Origin of the sequence: Brevibacterium sanguinis (genome assembly GCF_003315415.1) — a bacterium.
Lineage (GTDB): Bacteria > Actinomycetota > Actinomycetes > Actinomycetales > Brevibacteriaceae > Brevibacterium > Brevibacterium celere_A.
Window position 1 is genome coordinate 17,194 of record NZ_QNSB01000005.1, and the last position, 17,130, is coordinate 34,323.

Genomic DNA, 17,130 nt, shown 5'->3' on the forward strand with positions numbered 1-17,130 from the left:
GGACCCGGAATGGAACGCACTCTCATCCTCATCAAGCCCGATGGTGTCGCACGAGGACTCGTCGGACAGATCCTCGCCCGCATCGAGGCGAAGGGATATTCGATCGACGAGCTGCGGCTGCGCACCGCGACGCCCGAGGAGCTCGCCGCCCACTACGCCGAGCACGAGGGCAAGCCCTTCTACCAGCCGCTCGTCGACTTCATGTCCGAAGGACCCATCGTCTCCCTCATCGCCTCGGGCCAGGGAGTGATCCCGGGCTTCCGGTCCCTGGCCGGAGCGACCGACCCGACGGCCGCGGCGCCGGGCACGATCCGCGGGGACCTCGGCCGGGACTGGGGCGAGAAGGTCCAGAAGAACCTCGTGCACGGATCCGACTCGGCCGAATCCGCCGAACGGGAGATCGCGATCTGGTTCCCGAACTGAGCTGAACCGGGAGAACCCGGCGACCAGGCGCCGCAGCGACCGTGCTGCGGCGCCTGTCGTGTTCGCGGCAGGGGGGCGCCGCTCGGCCTGCTGCCGGGGGCGGCTGAACTGCTGCCGCGGGCGGCTCAGAAGAGGGTGGAGAAGTAGTTCCAGAACTGGACGACGATGCAGGCGGCGATGATGAGCAGCCACAGCACCGCGATCGCGACGTTCTCCTTCGCTATGACACGGACTGCCGTGCTCTCGGCGACGGACCGGCCGAACCCGCCGGTGAGCGCATTGTGCGCCGTGACCGCGCAGAACAGCGGAATCGTCATGAACCACACGACGATGCACCAGGGGCAGCCGACGCCGATGACGTAGATCGAGGCGTGGAAGAGGTACATGACGAGCACCACGCCCAGTCCGAGGCCGATGTTGAGACCGATCATGATCCACCGCGGCAGCCTCACCCCGGCCAGCAGGAGCACGCCGATGAGGAGGGGGACGACGAAGGCGCCGATCCCCAGCAGCTGATTGGGGAACCCGAAGATCTGACTCTGCGCCGCCTCCATCACCGAACCGCACGAGAAGAACGGATTGAGATCGCACGAGAGAACGGCGGAGGGGTTCTCCAGCTTCTCGTACTTCTCCACCGACAGGGTGAAGGAGGCGAGGAACCCGACCGTCGACATCACGATGAGGACGATGCCGAAGGGCACCGCACGCAGCACCCAGGGACGACGGGAGGGGGAGAGGCCGAGGTCGTCCTCGACAAGCGCTTCTGCAGGATTCACCCTCCAAGAATGCCCCCCGCACACGGCCCGCGGCAAACGCCCGAGGGCGAATCTGTGACATAATGCTGTGACGGATACCCGCCCTCACACCGGACGGGATAAGTGCCTCCACCGAGCCGAGGGTATGACCTCGCAGGTCGACACGAAGTCGAGGCAGCATGAAGGCCTACGCGCCGAGCGCGAGCTGGACATGCCATCCACGAGTTTCGGTCCCTGAGGGACCATGCAAGGAACCGAAGATCCGTACGGTGTGAACGGAGACTTCGGCCAGGAGTGATGATGAACGATTCGCCGAACGACGGCACCGACCCGACAGAGGGCATTCTCGCCGATCTGGCCAACCTGCAGGAAGCAGCGGCGGCCTCCGACAGATCCCAGGACCGTGATGTCGAGAGCATCCAGGAGCGCCTCGAGCGCATCGCCGAGGCGGCGGAGTCCCTCCGCGAACCCGAGCGGGGCACCGAGGACGATTCCGAGGACCGGTCCACTCCGAGCGGGAATCGTCCCGCCCCGCGGAAGGCGAGCAGCGCGGTCGCCAACCGCGGGCTCGTCTTCGAGCAGTTCGTCCGCGACACCGCGGACGACGACCTCGAGGACGACGATCCGGAGGACGTCGACGATGACGATGTCGAGAACGACGACTCCGACGATGCGGACGAGACCCCGACCGTGGCCTTCGACCCGCGCAACCCCTTCACCGTGCAGCCGGTCCAGCCGCCCGCCCCGCGGCCTGCCGCCGCGGTCCCGCCGGCAGGCGGTCTGATCTTCCAGGTCCCCAAGGCCGAACTCGCCGAGGTCGTCGAGGTCGAGGACGACGACTACGACGACGATGAGCCCGACTCGCGCCGCGACTCCGGTGCCGAGGACCGGGAATCCTCCGACCGCGCCGACGACCGCGACTCCGAGGACTCCGAGACGGGTGACGGCGGTCGCCGCCGTCGCCGCGGCGGACGGGGCCGACGCTCCCGCGGTCGCGACGAGAACGGCGGCGACGAGAACGGCCGTGACGAGGACACCGGGGACGCCGAGTCGAGCGACGCGGCGGACTCGCCTGCCGAGGAGTCCGAGCGGGGCGGCCGCGGCCGCAGACGCTCGGACCGGAAGTCCGGAGCCGACCGCGACGGCGGAGGCCGGGACAAGGGCGACCGAGAGGGAACCGACAAGGCCGATCGCGGCGCCACGCCGGAGTCGGACGACTCCGCCGAGGGGGCCGATCCCGACACCGACGACGGCGATGAGGACGAGAACGGATCACGCCGGCGCAGGCGTCGGCGTTCGCGCACCCGCACCTCCGAGACCGACGAGGTCACCTCGCTCAAGGGATCGACCCGTCTCGAGGCCAAGCGCCAGAGGCGCAAGGAGGGCCGGGAGGCCGGTCGTCGCCGCCCGGTCATCACCGAAGCCGAGTTCCTCGCCCGCCGCGAATCCGTCGAGCGCACGATGCTCGTCCGCGAATCGGGGAACCAGACTCAGCTCGTCGTCGTCGAGGACGGCATCGCCGTCGAGCACTACCTCAAGGAGAACCGCCAGCAGTCCTCCCTCATCGGCAACGTGTACCTCGGCAAGGTCCAGAACGTGCTGCCGAGCATGGAGGCCGCCTTCATCGACATCGGCAAGGGCCGCAACGCCGTCCTCTACGCCGGTGAGGTCAACTGGGACGCCCTTGGCATGGAGGGCAAGGCCCGCCGCATCGAGCTCGCGCTGAGCCCGGGCGACGCCGTCCTCGTCCAGGTGACGAAGGACCCGGTCGGACACAAGGGTGCGCGGCTGACCAGCCAGATCTCCCTGCCCGGGCGATTCCTCGTCTACGTCCCCGGCAACTCGATGACCGGGATCTCGCGCAAGCTGCCCGACGTCGAGCGCAATCGCCTGAAGAAGCTGCTCAAGGACCTCGTCGGCGACTCCGCCGGGGTCATCGTCCGCACCGCCGCGGAAGGCGCCTCCGACAAGGAGCTCGGCCGCGACGTCGAGCGGCTCGCCAAGCGCTGGGAGACCATCGAGAAGAAGTCGAAGTCGACGAAGGTGCTCGCCCCGCAGCTGCTCTACAGCGAGCCCGACATGATCGTGCGGATCATCCGCGACGTCTTCAACGAGGACTTCACCTCCCTCGTCATCGACGGCGACGGCGCATGGACCACGATCCACGAATACGTCGAGGCGGTGGCCCCCGACCTTCTCGACCGCGTCCACCGGTACTCCGAGGACGAGGACATCTTCGACCACTACCGGGTCGAGGAGCAGATCCAGAAGGCCCTGAGCCGGACCGTCAACCTGCCCTCGGGCGGGTCCCTCGTCATCGACCGCACCGAGGCGATGACCGTCATCGACGTCAACACCGGGAAGTTCACCGGAGCCGGCGGCAACCTCGAGGAGACGGTCACCCGCAACAACCTCGAGGCCGCCGAGGAGGTCATCCGGCAGCTGCGCCTGCGCGACATCGGCGGCATCATCGTCGTCGACTTCATCGACATGGTGCTCGAGTCGAACCGCGACCTCGTCGTGCGCCGTCTCGTCGAATGCCTCGGCCGGGACCGGACCAAGCATCAGGTCGCCGAGGTGACCTCGCTGGGTCTCGTGCAGATGACGCGCAAGCGCATCGGCACGGGGCTGGCCGAGTCGCTCGTCGCCGCCGGTCACGACCTCTCCGGTCGCGGACTGCTGCTGCCGGGATCCGAGGAGGACGGCTCGAAGGCCGGGTTCGGCAGCGGCTCGGGCAACGGCGGTGGTGGCGGACGTCGCGATCGCAAGCGCCGGAACGACTCGTCCTCGGCGAAGAAGTCGGACTCCGACTCCGACGTCGTCACCGTCGACGCCTCCCGTTCGGCCGTGGCGGCGATCGCCAAGGCGACGCTGAAGAAGGACGAGGACGTCGAGCAGCCGCAGGCCGGCGAAGCGACGGCAGGCGGCCGCGGGGACTCCGCGGGGCGTGGAGACTCCGACGGCAAGAGCGGCTCCGGCGACAAGGACGACTCCGCCCCCAAGGAGCAGTCGAAGCGCTCGAAGGGCCGGAGGCGCTCGAACCGCGCGAAGTCCGGGTCCGAGGACTCGGGCGCCGGATCCTCGGCACAGCCGTCCGAGGGCGAGTCCACGACCGAGACCTCTCGCACTCCCGAGCAGGCGTCCGCCCAGCCCGCGGCCAAGGAGTCCGCGCCCGCCCAGAAGCCGGCTCAGCCGGCGGCGGAACCGGCCGCGGACATGCCCCTGATGATCGGCGCCGACGCCACGACGAAGGTCGCGGTCGCCGAACCCGTCAGCAGGCCGCGGCGCCGGAAGTCCGAGTCGAGCCCGCAGCCGGAACCGGCCAAGCAGACTCTGCCCTCGTCCTTCGTCATCATCGGCGAGGACTGAGACTCAGCCCGCAGCGACTGACGGCCCCCACCGGCTGACACATGCCACCGGCTGACCAGCGGCCCGGCACCCTGAGGGTGCCGGGCCGCTGGTCGTTTCCGGAGGAGGGGGACTCAGCCTGCCGCCTTCTGGTTGCGGGTCGTGCTGATCGTCGGCTGCGCGGCCTGATCGCCGCAGAGGACGATCATGAGGTTCGAGACGAGATCGCTGCGCTCGGCGTGACCGAGGGTGACGATTCCGCGGCTCTCGATCTCCTCGATCGCGGTCTCGACCATGCCCACCGCCCCTTCGACGATGAGCTGGCGGGCGGCGACCACGGCGGTGGCCTGCTGGCGCTGGAGCATCGCCCGGGCGATCTCCGGAGCGTAGGCGAGTTGGGTGATGCGGGACTCGATGACCGTCACTCCGGCGGCGGTGACCCGGGCGGCTACCTCGGCGGAGAGCTTCGAGGTGATCTCATCGGCGTTGTCCTTGAGCGACATCCGGCTCGAATCCGAGGAGTCGTAGGCATAGGAGTTCGCGATGTGCCGTACGGCGGTCTCGGCCTGGATCGCGACGAACTCCTCGAAGTCGTCGACCTCGAAGGTCGCCTGGGCGGTGTCGCGGACCTGCCAGACGACGACCGCGCCGATCTCGATGGGATTGCCGTCGAGGTCGTTGACCTTGAGCGTCGACGTCTCGTGGTTGCGGATGCGGGTCGAGACGAGGTCCTTCGTGTACAGCGGATTGACGAACCGCAGGCCCGACTGCCGCACGGTGCCGACGTACTTGCCGTAGAGCTGGAGGACGACGGCATGGCCCGGCGCCACCGAGATGCACCCCTTGAAGAGGAACATCGAGGCGATGAACACGACGACCGCGACGACGATGAGGCCGATGCCGAGGCCGGCCTGGGCGAACGTGACGAAGAAGCCGAATGCCGCGAGCAGCAGGGCGATGATGAGGAGGACGACCGCCGCCACGATCGCGAAGTAGCCCGACACGGCGCCGGCGGGACGCTCCCGGACGCGTTCGCCCTCGGGGGAGCGGAGCACCGGGGGAGCCCCGGGACCCGACGGCGGGGCGGGCCGGGCCCGGCGCCCGGGGACCGGGCCGGTGGCGTGTCCGGGCTGGTCGGGGGTGGAATCGGGGAATGGAGGCGGGTGGGGATTCTGCGTCATGCGGTCAGTCTAGGACACCGCCGGGACGGGCGCCCGGGTCCAGTCGTGTCCGGGTCGTGTCGTCGCCGTCCCCGCCCCGAACTGTGAGACAGGTTACACTGCTGGGAGAGCAGCACCCGTTCTGACCAGATCACCTGCGCTCATGCAGGCCCTACGGAAGGCGACTCACATGGACATCCATCACTCCGCGCTGGCGGCGGCGTCGCCGCTGGCGGCCAACGCCCCCTCGTCGCCGGTCGATGATGCCATCAACTCCTGGTTCGACCCGATCGCCACGACTTTCGGCTCCATCATCTTCTTCGAGATCACCATCGCCGGGGCGACGTTCCCGTTCGTCGTCCTCTGGCTGGTCGCAGCGGCCCTTATCTTCACCATCTACTTCGGATTCGTCCAGTTCCGGGCCATCCGCGTCTCCCTCGAGGTGGTGCGCGGCAAGTACTCGACGAAGACCGACCCGGGTGAGGTCACGCACTTCCAGGCGCTGTCCTCGGCGCTGTCGGGCACGGTCGGGCTCGGCAACATCGCCGGCGTCGGCGTCGCGGTGGCCCTCGGCGGTCCGGGCGCGACGTTCTGGATGATCATCGCCGGCCTGCTCGGCATGTGCACGAAGTTCGTCGAGTGCACACTCGGCGTGAAGTACCGGGAGATCGACGAGGACGGCGTCGTCCACGGCGGCCCCTTCAAGTACCTGCCGGTGGCCTTCCGCCGCTTCTCCCGCCCCGTGGCGTCGGTGCTCACCGGCCTCTTCGCCGTGGCGATCCTCGTCTTCGGCGTCGTCGGCGGTGGCATGTTCCAGTCGAACCAGACGTTCGTCCAGGCCCGCACCGCGACCGGCGGCGCCGACGGCCTCCTCGGCGGGCCCTTCGCCGGACTGATCTTCGGCATCGTCTTCGCGATCCTCGTCGGCCTCGTCATCCTCGGCGGCATCCGGTCCATCGCCAAGGTCACCGACAAGCTCGTCCCCGGCATGGCGATCTTCTACGTCGCCTCGTGCCTGCTCGTCCTCGGACTCAACGCGGGCCGGATCCCGGCCGCCATCGGCGAGATCTTCACCGGCGCCTTCGATCCCCAGGGCATCGCCGGCGGCATCGTCGGCGTGATGATCATCGGCTTCCAGCGCTCGGCGTTCTCCAACGAGGCGGGAATCGGCTCGGCGGCGATCGCCCACTCGGCGGTGAAGACCCGGCGGCCGATCTCCGAGGGATTCGTCGCCCTGCTCGAACCCTTCATCGACACGGTCATCATCTGCACCATGACCGCCCTGACCATCATCGTCGCGAACCAGCCCTCCTACCGCGAGGACCTCGGCGAAGGGGAGATCGGCGGCGTGGCCCTGGCCTCCGACGCCTTCGCGACCGTCGCCGACTGGTATCCGGTCCTGCTGGCGATCGCGGTCGCCCTCTTCGCGTTCTCGACGCTCATCACCTGGGCCTACTACGGAGAGCGGGCGTGGAGTTACCTCTTCGGCCGGTCGAAGGCGACGATCAAGGTCTTCCGCACCCTCGTCTGCGTCTTCGTCGTCATCGGCTGCGTCGCGACCTTCTCCAAGGTCGTCGAGTTCGCCGATGCGGCCCTGTTCATGTGCGCCTTCATCAACATCCTCGGCCTCTACCTGCTCATGCCGGTCGTCAAGAAGGAGATGAAGAAGTACCTCGCCGATCGCAGGGCCGGAACCCTCAACGACCCGGACACCGTCGACGCCGTTCCCGTCGACGATCGCGACCGCGTCTGAGCGTGGCGCCCGGTGCGGTTCGCGCCCATCGTTAGACTGGTGGGCGTGGATCACAACGACAACGACGCCGCCCGGGCCCAGAAGCGACTGCTCGAGCTGCGCGGCAGCATAGACAACATCGACGCAGCGCTCGTCCATCTCCTGGCCGAGCGGTTCAAGCTGACCCAGTCGGTCGGCGAGCTCAAGGCCGACCACGGTCTTCCGCCCGCCGACCTCGATCGGGAGAACCGGCAGGTCGCCCGGCTGCGACGGCTCGCGGAGGACGCTCAGCTCGACCCGGAGTTCGCGGAGAAGTTCCTCGCCTTCATCGTCGCCGAGGTGATCCACCGCCATGAACGCATCGCCGAGAGCCGCTGAGCGCTCCGGTTTGCCCGCGGGCCCGCTTCTCGACTAGAATTGAGGGTCGGTGCGCTTGAAGCACCACGGCAGGTGTTTCCTCTCAATGGGACGCCCGCGGGCATCGGTCCACGGGAGCCAAGGGATCAACCGCCGTTCGTTTGTGTTTATGCAGAAAGGGTTCGACCATGGTCTATGCCATTGTCCGTGCCGGTGGCCATCAGGAGAAGGTCAGCGTCGGCGACATCATCACCGTCAACCGTATGAAGGCGAAGGCCGGAGAAAGCGTCGAACTCGATGCCGTGCTTCTTGTCGACGGCGAATCCGTCACGACTGACGCCGACGCCCTGTCGAAGGTGTCCGTCAGCGCCGAGGTCGTCGGTGAACTCCGCGGTCCCAAGATCGTGATTCAGAAGTACAAGAACAAGACCGGGTACAAGAAGCGTCAGGGCCACCGCCAGGACCTCACCCGTCTGAAGATCACGAACATCAAGTAAGAGGAGTCTCACGAAATGGCAAGCAAAAAGGGAGTCAGCTCGACTCGCAACGGTCGCGACTCGAACCCCCAGTACCTCGGTGTCAAGCGCTTCGGCGGTCAGGTCGTCAAGGCCGGCGAGATCATCGTGCGCCAGCGCGGAACCAAGTTCCACCCCGGTGCGAACGTCGGACGCGGCGGTGACGACACCCTCTTCGCCCTCTCGGCGGGAGCTGTGGAGTTCGGCAAGCGCAACGGTCGCAAGATCGTGAGCATCGTCGGCGCCTGAGCGTCTGAGCAACTGTTTTCTCCCCGTCAGGGGTCCATGAAGGGTGAGTCCAGCGACTCACCCTTCATCTGATGTAAGGACATTATGGCCACCGAGTTCATCGATCGAGTCACGGTTCACCTGCGCGCCGGCGACGGCGGCAACGGCTGCGCCTCGATCAGGCGCGAGAAGTTCAAACCCCTCGGCGGCCCCGACGGGGCGAACGGCGGAGCGGGCGGCGACATCCGGTTCGTCGTCGACAGCCAGACCACGACCCTGCTCCCTCTCCACCACCGCCCGCACCTGCGGGCGGCCGACGGCGGCATCGGCAAGGGCGATCTGCGCCACGGCGCCGACGGCGCCGACCTCATCGTGCCCGTGCCCGAGGGCACCGTCGTCAAGAACCAGTCCGGCGACATCATCGCCGACCTCGTGGGAGCCGGCACCGAATACGTCGCCGCGGCCGGGGGCCGGGGCGGACTCGGCAACGCCGCGCTGGCCTCGAACAAGCGCAAGGCGCCCGGCTTCGCCCTCCTCGGCGAACCCGGTGAGACCGCGACCCTCGTCCTCGAGCTCAAGACGATCGCCGACATCGCCCTCGTCGGCTACCCCTCGGCGGGCAAGTCGAGCCTCATCGCCGCCCTGTCCTCGGCGAAGCCGAAGATCGCCGACTACCCGTTCACGACCCTCGTGCCCAACCTCGGCGTCGTCGAGGCCGGCGACGTGCGCTTCACCGTCGCCGACGTCCCCGGGCTCATCCCCGGCGCCTCCGAGGGCAAGGGGCTGGGACTCGAGTTCCTCCGCCACGTCGAACGGTGCGCCGCGCTCGTCCACGTCATCGACATGGCCACATGGGAGCCGGGACGCGATCCGGTCTCCGACCTCGAGGTGATCGAGGCCGAGCTCGACGCCTATGCCGTCGACCTCGACCAGGGCAGCGGCCTGCTGCCGCTGTCCGAGCGGCCGAAGCTCGTCGCGCTCAACAAGACCGACATTCCCGACGGACGCGACCTCGCCGACATCGTCACCCCCGACCTCGAGGCCGCCGGCTACCGGGTGTTCGAGGTCTCGGCGGTCAGCCACGCCGGGCTGCGGGAGATCTCCTTCGCGATGGCCGAGCTCGTCGTCGCCGAGCGGGAGCGCCGCGCCGAGGTCGAGGCGACGCCGAAGCGCGTGGTGATCCGGCCGAAGGCAGTCGACGACCGCGGCTACGAGGTCACCCGTGAGGACAGCGTGGAGGGCCCGCTCTTCCGCATCCGCGGAGAGAAGCCCGAACGCTGGGTGACCCAGACCGACTTCGGCAACGACGAGGCCGTCGGCTACCTCGCGGACCGCCTCGAGCGCCTCGGTGTCGAGGACTCCCTGTTCAAGGCCGGGGCGAAGCCCGGGGACACCGTCGTCATCGGCGGTGAGGACGGCGTGGTCTTCGACTGGGACCCCACGAGCGTCGGCGGCGCCGAGCTGCTCGGCTCGAGGGGCACCGACCTGCGCCTCGAGGACGACGCCCGCTCCACCCGCCGCGAACGCAAGGCCTCCTACCACGAACGGATGGATGCGAAGGCCGCGGTCCGCGCGGAGCTCGAGGCCGAGCGCCTCGCCGAACGGGCCGCCCGCGGTGCGGGAGCATCCGGTGCGGGAGAGGAGTCCGAGCGGTCGTGAAGGAGACACCGCGCAGCGCCGAGGCGATCCGGGAGCACATCGCCGGCGCCCGGCGGATCGTCGTCAAGGTCGGCTCCTCGTCGCTGACGACCCTCGACGGCGGGCTCGACGAATCCCGTCTCGTCGCCCTCACCGACGTGCTCGCCGCCCACCGCGGCCGCGGCCGCGAGATCATCCTCGTGTCCTCGGGAGCGATCGCCGCGGGGCTCGAGCCGATGGGCCTGCGCCGCCGGCCCAAGGACCTCGCGACCCAGCAGGCGGCAGCCGGAGTCGGGCAGGGCCTGCTCATGGCCGCCTACGCCCGCGCCCTGAGCTACCACGGCCTCGTTCCGGGACAGGTCCTGCTCTCGGCCGACGACCTCATCCGCCGCACCCACTACCGCAACGCCCAGCGGGCCATCGACCGGCTGCTCAGCCTCGGCACCCTGCCCATCGTCAACGAGAACGACGCCGTGGCGACCGAGGAGATCCGCTTTGGCGACAACGACCGGCTCGCCGCTCTCGTCGCCCACCTCACCCACGCCGACGCCCTGGTCCTCCTCTCCGACGTCGACGCCCTCTACACCGGGCCCCCGCAGCTGGACGACTCCGAGCGGATCGCCCATGTCACCGGGCCCGGGGCCCTCGACGCTGTCGCGATCGGCGGGGTCGGCACGGCGGGCACCGGCACCGGAGGGATGGCCACGAAGGTCGAGGCGGCCCTCATGGTCGCCGACTCCGGCATCCCCGCCGTGCTCACCTCGGCCGACCGCATCACGGCGGCGCTGACCGGTGAGGACGTCGGCACATGGTTCTCCGTCACCCACCGGCGCCGCGGCACCCGGCTGCTGTGGCTGCGGCATCTGGCGAAGACGCACGGCGCCGTGACGATCGACCGGGGCGCCGAGGCGGCCGTGCTCTCGCGCGGGACCTCGCTGCTCGCGGCCGGGGTCACCGCCGTCGACGGCGAGTTCGAGGCCGGGGACCCCGTGGAGATCAGGAACCTCGACGGAGTGGTCATCGCCCGCGGGATGACGAACTTCTCCTCGTCGGAGCTGCCGTCGATGCTCGGGTTCTCGACCGACGAACTTGGAACCCGGCTCGGAAGTGACTACCGTAAAGAAGTCATCCATCGCAACGATCTCGTGCTCACCCACGTGAGCGGGAGGGGATAGTCCATGAGCGCTGCTGCATCCGAGATCCATCCGAAGACCGTGCGTGGTGTCACCCGGGTGGCCCGGAACGCCAAGAGCGCCGCCGCCCAGCTGGCGACCGCCTCGACCGCGGAGAAGAACGCCGCCCTCCAGGCCATCGCCGATGGCCTGCGGGCGAACTCTGCGAAGATCCTCACCGCGAACGAGGCCGACCTCGCCGCCGGTGAGGCGAACGGGCTGAGCGCGGCACTGCTCGACCGGCTCAGCCTGAGCGAGGAGCGCATCGAGGCCATCGCCGCCTCGGTCGAGAAGGTCATCGACCTCGACGACCCGATCGGCAACATCGTCGTCGGCCGGACCCTGCCCAACGGCATCCGGCTGACCCAGACCCGGGTGCCGATGGGCGTGATCGGCGCGATCTACGAGGCCCGTCCCAATGTCACCGTCGACATCGCGATCCTCTCCCTCAAGGCGGGCAACGCCACCGTCCTGCGCGGGGGATCGGCGGCGGAGAAGTCGAACTCCGAGATCATCGCGGTCCTGCGCCGGGCCGTCGAATCCGCGGGGCTGCCCGCGGACACGGTCAACGGGATCGACCAGTACGGCCGTGAGGGCGCCAGCGTGCTCATGAACGCCCGGGACTACGTCGACCTCCTCATCCCGCGCGGGGGAGCCGAGCTCATCAACACCGTCGTCCAGGAGTCGATCGTTCCCGTCATCGAGACCGGGATCGGCAACGTCCACATGTTCATCGACTCCTCCGCGACCGTGAAGACCGCCGTCGACCTCGTGCTCAACTCGAAGACCCACCGGCCCAGCGTGTGCAATTCGCTCGAGACCCTGCTCGTCCACGAGAAGGCGGCCAAGCGGGTGCTGCCGAAGATCCTCGAGCGCCTCGAGGCGGCGGGAGTCGTCGTCCACGCCGACTCCGACGTCGCCCAGCTCGCCCCGGAGTCGATGAAGATCCGCAAGGTCTCACGGCGGGACTGGGCCAAGGAGTACCTCGACCTCGAGCTCGCGGTGAAGATCGTCACCGGCATCGACGAGGCCATCGACCACATCCGCGCCTACACCTCCGGCCACACCGAGGTGATCGTGACGAAGGACATCGACAACGCCGAGACGTTCGTCGCCGGCATCGACGCGGCAGCCGTCGGCGTCAACGTGTCCACTCGGTTCACCGACGGCGGCGAACTGGGATTCGGCGCCGAGGTGGGGATCTCGACCCAGAAGCTCCACGCGCGCGGCCCGATGGGCGTCGAGCAGTTGACGACGACCAAATGGGTGATGGTCGGCAACGGCCAGGTGCGGCTCTGAACCGCACGACGGAACCGCCGAGCCACCGCACCCTCGCCCTGGCGACCGGGCACGTCGATGCCCGGATGTCGGCGAGTTCGTGAGAAACTTAGACCAGCATGACCGGCAGACGCCGGACGCAAGGAAAAGGAGAACACAAGTGAACGCCGCTCTTCTCGCAGCAGCAGCCGAAGGCGCCGAACAGGCAGCCCACGTCGAACTGCCGATGGCCCCGATCGGCTACGGTCTCGTGACCCTGGCGATCTTCCTCTCGATGGCGGTCGTGCTGCGGTCGTGGAAGGGCATCTCGCACCGCCACTGATATGGCAAGTCAACCCCGCCGGGTCGGTGTCATGGGCGGCACCTTCGACCCCATCCACAACGGCCACCTGGTCGCCGCGTCGGAGGTCCAGGCGACCTTCGACCTCGACGAGGTGGTGTTCGTCCCGACCGGACGCCCCTATCAGAAGGACGCCCGCGAGGTCACGGACGCGGAGAACCGCTATCTCATGACGGTGATCGCGACGGCCTCGAACCCGAGGTTCACCGTCTCCCGGGTCGACGTCGACAGGCCGGGCCCCACCTACACCATCGACACCCTGCGCGATCTGTCGAGAATCTACGGATCCGACACAGAGATGTACTTCATCACCGGCGCGGACGCTTTGGCTCAGATCCTCACGTGGAAGAATGTCGATGAGCTGTTTTCCTTGGCGCACTTCGTCGGAGTGAGCCGCCCGGGGCACGAACTGCATGGTGACGGCCTCCCGGTGGACAGGCTGAGCCTGGTGCAGATTCCGGCGCTGTCGATCTCGTCAACGGACTGCAGGCAACGGGTGATGGAGGGCGCACCGGTCTGGTACCTGGTACCGGACGGAGTCGTCCAGTACATCGCGAAATACGAGCTGTACAGGAGTGAGAATGGCTGAGGAGCACTTCACGTCACGTCGTGCACGGCGGGAAGCCGAGCGGCTGGCGGCCGAGCAGGCGTTCGAAGCACGTTCGACCCCTGACCAGCCGAACGACTCCGGCGTCTCCCGCGGCGAGCTGCTCACCCCCGCCGAGCCGCCGGCCGCTCCGCCGGAGACCCCGGTCCCGGCCGGCGACGATTCGGGCGAACCCGCCGGCCGCGAGACGACTCCTGAGACGGACGGGTCCCAGTCCGCGGAGGACTGGGCCGATCCCACCTCGCGCATCGACCCGTCCCCGGCCGAGCACACCGTCCACCCGCGCGGGCCACTCGCCTCCGACCATCCGCAGGAGACCCGCCCACCGGTCAGTGCCGAGGACCGTCTCGACCCCCGCAGGGCTCCGCTCCCGCACTTCGAGACCCGCGCCGAGCGCAAGCGCTACCTGCGCGAGCACGGCCTGTCGATGCAGGGCGACCTGTCCACGGGTGCGATCCCCGTCATCGCCGGCCCCGAAGAGCACAGCGCCGAGTCCGCCCCTGAGGAGACCGGTCAGGGAGGGGAGGGGACCACCCCCGAATCCTTCGACACCGCCGGTTTCGGGGGAGCGAGCGACGAGGTCGCCGCCCGGGACTTCGAGGCCCCGGTGACCCCGGACTCCGCCCCCCGCCCGAGCCCCGTCGAATCCCGGCCGGCCGCAGCCGGAGACGCCGGATCGACGCCCGAGAAGCCCGCCGTTCCTGCTGCTTCCGAGGCGCCCGCCGCCGCGGATTCGCCAGCCGCGGCCGAGACCGCCCCGGCCGAGACCGCCGCGCCCCACGCAGCCGCGCCCGACGCAGCCGCGCCCGACGCAGCCGCGGCCGCCGACTCCGGTCCGGCCCCGCGGCCGCGGCGGATGCCCATCGTGGCACCGCCGACGACCGCGGGCGTGAGGGTCGTCACTGCCGCCTCGGCGAAGGTGCCCGATCCGGAGGCGACCGGCCGCTCGACCGCCGCCGCCGGAGGTCCGCGGACGTCCGGCACCGGCACCGCCCCGGGAACCGCGACAGGCGCCGCAGCCGCACCGGAGTCAGGGGCGGACGACAGCTCCGGGACCACTGCGGACGCGCTGTCGGGCGATGAGGCGGCCCGCGCGATGGCGGCCAACCCCGAGACCCGGCCGATGGACGCCGTTCCCGAGGCCTGGGCCCTGCCGAACCCCGACTACGAGGACGAGGAGACGGAGAACCCCCCGGGAACCCGCGTCCGCGCCGCCGCCGTCACCGGCAACGACGGCCGGATCCTTGTCGGCGAGGAACCGTCCAAAGTACCCTACATAGTGCTCGGCGTCGCCGCCCTGGTGGCGATCGGCCTCATCGTCGTAGCACTCGTGATGCTGCTCTAGAACCCACGAAAGGATCTTGTGAGCGAGATCGAAGAATCCACGCAACTGCTCAGGACCGCGGCTGCGGCCGCGGACGAGAAGCTCGGCACCGACCTCGTCGCACTCGACGTCAGCGCCACCCTCTACATCACGGATGCGTTCCTCATCATCTCCGCGGAGAACGAGCGGCAGATCTCCGCGATCGTCGACGCCGTCGAAAAGGCCCTCCAGAAGGCCCACGGACGCACACCGCTGCGACGTGAGGGGCGCGGGGGCGGTGACTGGGTGCTGCTCGACTTCGGCGACATCGTCGTCCATGTCTTCTCGGCCGAGCAGCGTGAGTACTACGCGCTCGAACGCCTGTGGAAGGACTGCCCCGTCATCGACCTCGACCTCCCCGCGAGCACCGCGACCGACGACCGGCGATGACCCAGACCGTCATCTTCTGGCGCCATGGTCAGACCGACTACAACGTCGAGAGGCGGTTCCAGGGGCAGACGGACATCCCGCTCAACGACCTCGGCCACCGGCAGGCCCGGTCCGCCGCGGCCTACCTCAGCGAACTCGCCCCCGAGGTCATCGTGTCCTCGGACCTGTCCCGTGCCGCCGTCACCGCCGACCACCTCGGAGAGCTCCTCGGCATCACGCCCGACCGCGACGCCCGGCTTCGCGAGAGCGCCTTCGGCGACTGGGAGGGCCTGACCCGCGACGAGATCGTCGCCACCTGGCCCGATGAGCTCGAGGACTGGGTCGCCGGGGCGGACATGAGGCCGCCAGGGGGAGAGTCCCGCAGCGAATCGGGGCGGCGGGTGGCCGACGCCATCGCCGACATCGTCACCGGCACCGAGGCGGCGACGATCGCGATCGTCGCCCACGGGGCGGTGCTCCGCGCGGCCGCCGAGATCCTCCTCGACATGAGCGGGGCGGGTCGGCTCGCCGTGCTCGGCAACTGCGGTCATGGCGAGTTCGGATTCACCGGCACCAACTGGGTGCTCCGCAGCTGGGGCACCCGCCCCGACCGGTGAGGCGCCGGACGGCGTGAACCGTGCCGGTCGACGGCGTCCTCAGCGACGGCCGGCGTGCACGGACCGGATGAGACCGATGAGCGCCTGAGCGGACTGCGCCCAGTCGAAGCGCCGCGCCTGCTCGAGACCCGCCCGCGACCTCGTCATCCAGGTCTCGGGGTCGGTGAGCTCGGTGATCGCCCGCGCGACGGCGGCGGGATCGTCGGGATCGAAGTAGACCGCCGCGTCGCCGGCGATCTCGTGGAAGATCGGGATGTCGGAGACGGCCACCGGCACGCCCTGGGCCATCGCCTCGATGACGGGCAGGCCGAAGCCCTCCTCCTTCGACGCCGTGACCAGGGCCGTCGCCTCGTCGAGCAGCCGCGCGTACTCCTCCTCGCTGACACCACGGTGGAACACGACCCGGGCCCGGTCGGGGATGAGCGCGCGCAGCTGCGCCTCCCGGCGGCCCTCGATCCGGCTGGCCACATGCAGGGTCCAGCCGGGCAGGTGCTCGAGGGAGCGGATGAGCGTCTCGACGTTCTTGTACGGCAGGAACGCCCCCATGTAGACCAACGACCTCGCGTCGTGCCGGTCGACGCTGCGCGGTCCGGCCACCCCCACCTCGGCGGCATTGGACACGACGGTCACCGGCTTGACGGTGAGGGCATTGTCGCCGATGAGATCCCGCGTCGTCGCGCTCACCGCGGCGACGGCGTCGGCGCGGTCGAGGAGGAGGCGCTGCGGGACGAAGCTGAGATGGTAGAGGCGCCAGAGCAGGCGCAGGATCCAGGGCAGGTCGCCCGGAGGGGTGGGGTGCGAGTAGTAGATGAGGTCGTGGACGGTGAGGATGAGCCCGTACCTCCGGCCGGTCGATCCCATCACCTGCATCGTCGAGAACACGACGTCGGCGCCGAGGGCGTTGAGCTTCCCGGCGATCGCCACCTCCGCCGGCGAAGTCGGGTCGGTCAGCTTCACCCACCGGCAGTCGGGCAGCAGGTCGAGCTGCGCCTCGTCGGAGATGATCGCGGTGACGTCGATGTCGGCATCCGGACCACCCTCCCGGGTCGCCTCGAGCAGGGCCGCGAGCAGGCACGATCCGTACCGGGAGATCCCGTCATGATGGGTCGTGCGGGTGAACCGGGCGTCGAAGAAGACCGAGATCCGGCCCGTGTGCTGTGAGGCGGCTGAGGTTTTGCTCATGGAACTCCGAATCGATAGTCTGAACATCCGATGGACAGCGCACGTC

17 protein-coding genes are annotated in these 17,130 nt (G+C 69.3%); 14 read left to right on the plus strand and 3 right to left on the minus strand.

Going from position 1 to position 17,130, the window contains the following annotated elements; genetic code table 11:
* Window positions 1-9: 9 nt before the first annotated feature.
* Window positions 10-423, plus strand: a complete 414-nt coding sequence (ndk, locus tag DFO65_RS08140) for a nucleoside-diphosphate kinase (protein WP_113903942.1) — start codon at window positions 10-12, stop codon at window positions 421-423.
* Window positions 424-548: 125 nt separating this feature from the next.
* Here the strand turns inward: ndk and DFO65_RS08145 are convergent, their stop codons facing one another.
* Complete coding sequence (locus tag DFO65_RS08145; RefSeq protein WP_113903943.1) at window positions 549-1,199, minus strand: vitamin K epoxide reductase family protein; 651 nt, start codon at window positions 1,197-1,199, stop codon at window positions 549-551.
* 279 nt (window positions 1,200-1,478) lie between these two features.
* Between DFO65_RS08145 and DFO65_RS08150 the strand changes: the two genes are divergently transcribed.
* Window positions 1,479-4,547, plus strand: a complete 3,069-nt coding sequence (locus tag DFO65_RS08150) for an Rne/Rng family ribonuclease (RefSeq protein ID WP_245940553.1) — start codon at window positions 1,479-1,481, stop codon at window positions 4,545-4,547.
* A 113-nt stretch (window positions 4,548-4,660) separates the two neighbouring features.
* Here the strand turns inward: DFO65_RS08150 and DFO65_RS08155 are convergent, their stop codons facing one another.
* The gene (locus DFO65_RS08155) at window positions 4,661-5,707 is read right to left on the minus strand and encodes an SPFH domain-containing protein (RefSeq protein WP_113903945.1); all 1,047 of its coding nucleotides are present in this window, start codon (window positions 5,705-5,707) and stop codon (window positions 4,661-4,663) included.
* 169 nt (window positions 5,708-5,876) lie between these two features.
* On the opposite strand from DFO65_RS08155, the gene DFO65_RS08160 reads away from it, so the two are divergent.
* The 12 genes from DFO65_RS08160 (at window position 5,877) to DFO65_RS08210 (ending at window position 15,902) form a co-directional block, all read left to right on the plus strand.
* Window positions 5,877-7,439: an alanine/glycine:cation symporter family protein gene (locus DFO65_RS08160; protein WP_113903946.1), complete on the plus strand. Its 1,563-nt coding sequence runs from the start codon at window positions 5,877-5,879 to the stop codon at window positions 7,437-7,439.
* 45 nt (window positions 7,440-7,484) lie between these two features.
* Window positions 7,485-7,796 carry a chorismate mutase gene (locus tag DFO65_RS08165; protein ID WP_113904240.1) on the plus strand — a complete coding sequence of 104 codons (312 nt, stop codon included), beginning with the start codon at window positions 7,485-7,487 and terminating at the stop codon, window positions 7,794-7,796.
* 167 nt (window positions 7,797-7,963) lie between these two features.
* Window positions 7,964-8,272 carry a 50S ribosomal protein L21 gene (gene rplU / locus DFO65_RS08170; RefSeq protein ID WP_113903947.1) on the plus strand — a complete coding sequence of 103 codons (309 nt, stop codon included), beginning with the start codon at window positions 7,964-7,966 and terminating at the stop codon, window positions 8,270-8,272.
* A 15-nt stretch (window positions 8,273-8,287) separates the two neighbouring features.
* A complete protein-coding gene (rpmA, locus tag DFO65_RS08175; RefSeq protein WP_113903948.1) occupies window positions 8,288-8,539 on the plus strand; it encodes a 50S ribosomal protein L27 in 252 nt (83 codons plus the stop codon).
* A gap of 84 nt (window positions 8,540-8,623) precedes the next feature.
* Complete coding sequence (obgE, locus tag DFO65_RS08180; protein ID WP_113903949.1) at window positions 8,624-10,177, plus strand: GTPase ObgE; 1,554 nt, start codon at window positions 8,624-8,626, stop codon at window positions 10,175-10,177.
* Complete coding sequence (gene proB / locus DFO65_RS08185) at window positions 10,174-11,331, plus strand: glutamate 5-kinase (protein WP_113903950.1); 1,158 nt, start codon at window positions 10,174-10,176, stop codon at window positions 11,329-11,331. The genes obgE and proB overlap by 4 nt, the downstream gene beginning before the upstream one ends.
* A 3-nt stretch (window positions 11,332-11,334) precedes the next feature.
* Window positions 11,335-12,627 carry a glutamate-5-semialdehyde dehydrogenase gene (locus DFO65_RS08190; protein ID WP_113903951.1) on the plus strand — a complete coding sequence of 431 codons (1,293 nt, stop codon included), beginning with the start codon at window positions 11,335-11,337 and terminating at the stop codon, window positions 12,625-12,627.
* Between the two features lie 139 nt (window positions 12,628-12,766).
* The gene (locus DFO65_RS17090) at window positions 12,767-12,928 is read left to right on the plus strand and encodes a hypothetical protein (protein ID WP_181778690.1); all 162 of its coding nucleotides are present in this window, start codon (window positions 12,767-12,769) and stop codon (window positions 12,926-12,928) included.
* A 1-nt stretch (window position 12,929) separates the two neighbouring features.
* Complete coding sequence (nadD, locus tag DFO65_RS08195) at window positions 12,930-13,535, plus strand: nicotinate-nucleotide adenylyltransferase (protein WP_113903952.1); 606 nt, start codon at window positions 12,930-12,932, stop codon at window positions 13,533-13,535.
* Complete coding sequence (locus tag DFO65_RS08200; RefSeq protein WP_113903953.1) at window positions 13,528-14,898, plus strand: hypothetical protein; 1,371 nt, start codon at window positions 13,528-13,530, stop codon at window positions 14,896-14,898. The genes nadD and DFO65_RS08200 overlap by 8 nt, the downstream gene beginning before the upstream one ends.
* Window positions 14,899-14,916: 18 nt before the next feature.
* Entirely contained in the window at window positions 14,917-15,306 is a 390-nt protein-coding gene (gene rsfS, locus DFO65_RS08205; protein WP_181778675.1) for a ribosome silencing factor, read from the plus strand.
* Window positions 15,303-15,902 carry a histidine phosphatase family protein gene (locus DFO65_RS08210; protein WP_113903954.1) on the plus strand — a complete coding sequence of 200 codons (600 nt, stop codon included), beginning with the start codon at window positions 15,303-15,305 and terminating at the stop codon, window positions 15,900-15,902. The genes rsfS and DFO65_RS08210 overlap by 4 nt, the downstream gene beginning before the upstream one ends.
* Before the next feature lie 39 nt (window positions 15,903-15,941).
* Here DFO65_RS08210 and DFO65_RS08215 read toward each other — a convergent pair whose 3' ends face one another.
* Window positions 15,942-17,084, minus strand: a complete 1,143-nt coding sequence (locus DFO65_RS08215; RefSeq protein WP_113903955.1) for a glycosyltransferase family 4 protein — start codon at window positions 17,082-17,084, stop codon at window positions 15,942-15,944.
* Between the last annotated feature and the right edge of the window lie 46 nt (window positions 17,085-17,130).

Excerpts from the sequence above, each read along its gene's own strand:
- ndk (WP_113903942.1), top strand. The coding sequence starts at position 10 with ATGGAACGCACTCTCATCCTCATCAAGCCCGATGGTGTCGCACGAGGA.
- DFO65_RS08150 (WP_245940553.1), top strand. The coding sequence starts at position 1,479 with ATGAACGATTCGCCGAACGACGGCACCGACCCGACAGAGGGCATTCTC.
- DFO65_RS08155 (WP_113903945.1), bottom strand. The coding sequence starts at position 5,707 with ATGACGCAGAATCCCCACCCGCCTCCATTCCCCGATTCCACCCCCGAC.
- DFO65_RS08160 (WP_113903946.1), top strand. The coding sequence starts at position 5,877 with ATGGACATCCATCACTCCGCGCTGGCGGCGGCGTCGCCGCTGGCGGCC.
- rplU (WP_113903947.1), top strand. The coding sequence starts at position 7,964 with ATGGTCTATGCCATTGTCCGTGCCGGTGGCCATCAGGAGAAGGTCAGC.
- rpmA (WP_113903948.1), top strand. The coding sequence starts at position 8,288 with ATGGCAAGCAAAAAGGGAGTCAGCTCGACTCGCAACGGTCGCGACTCG.
- obgE (WP_113903949.1), top strand. The coding sequence starts at position 8,624 with ATGGCCACCGAGTTCATCGATCGAGTCACGGTTCACCTGCGCGCCGGC.
- DFO65_RS08190 (WP_113903951.1), top strand. The coding sequence starts at position 11,335 with ATGAGCGCTGCTGCATCCGAGATCCATCCGAAGACCGTGCGTGGTGTC.
- nadD (WP_113903952.1), top strand. The coding sequence starts at position 12,930 with ATGGCAAGTCAACCCCGCCGGGTCGGTGTCATGGGCGGCACCTTCGAC.
- DFO65_RS08200 (WP_113903953.1), top strand. The coding sequence starts at position 13,528 with ATGGCTGAGGAGCACTTCACGTCACGTCGTGCACGGCGGGAAGCCGAG.
- DFO65_RS08210 (WP_113903954.1), top strand. The coding sequence starts at position 15,303 with ATGACCCAGACCGTCATCTTCTGGCGCCATGGTCAGACCGACTACAAC.
- DFO65_RS08215 (WP_113903955.1), bottom strand. The coding sequence starts at position 17,084 with ATGAGCAAAACCTCAGCCGCCTCACAGCACACGGGCCGGATCTCGGTC.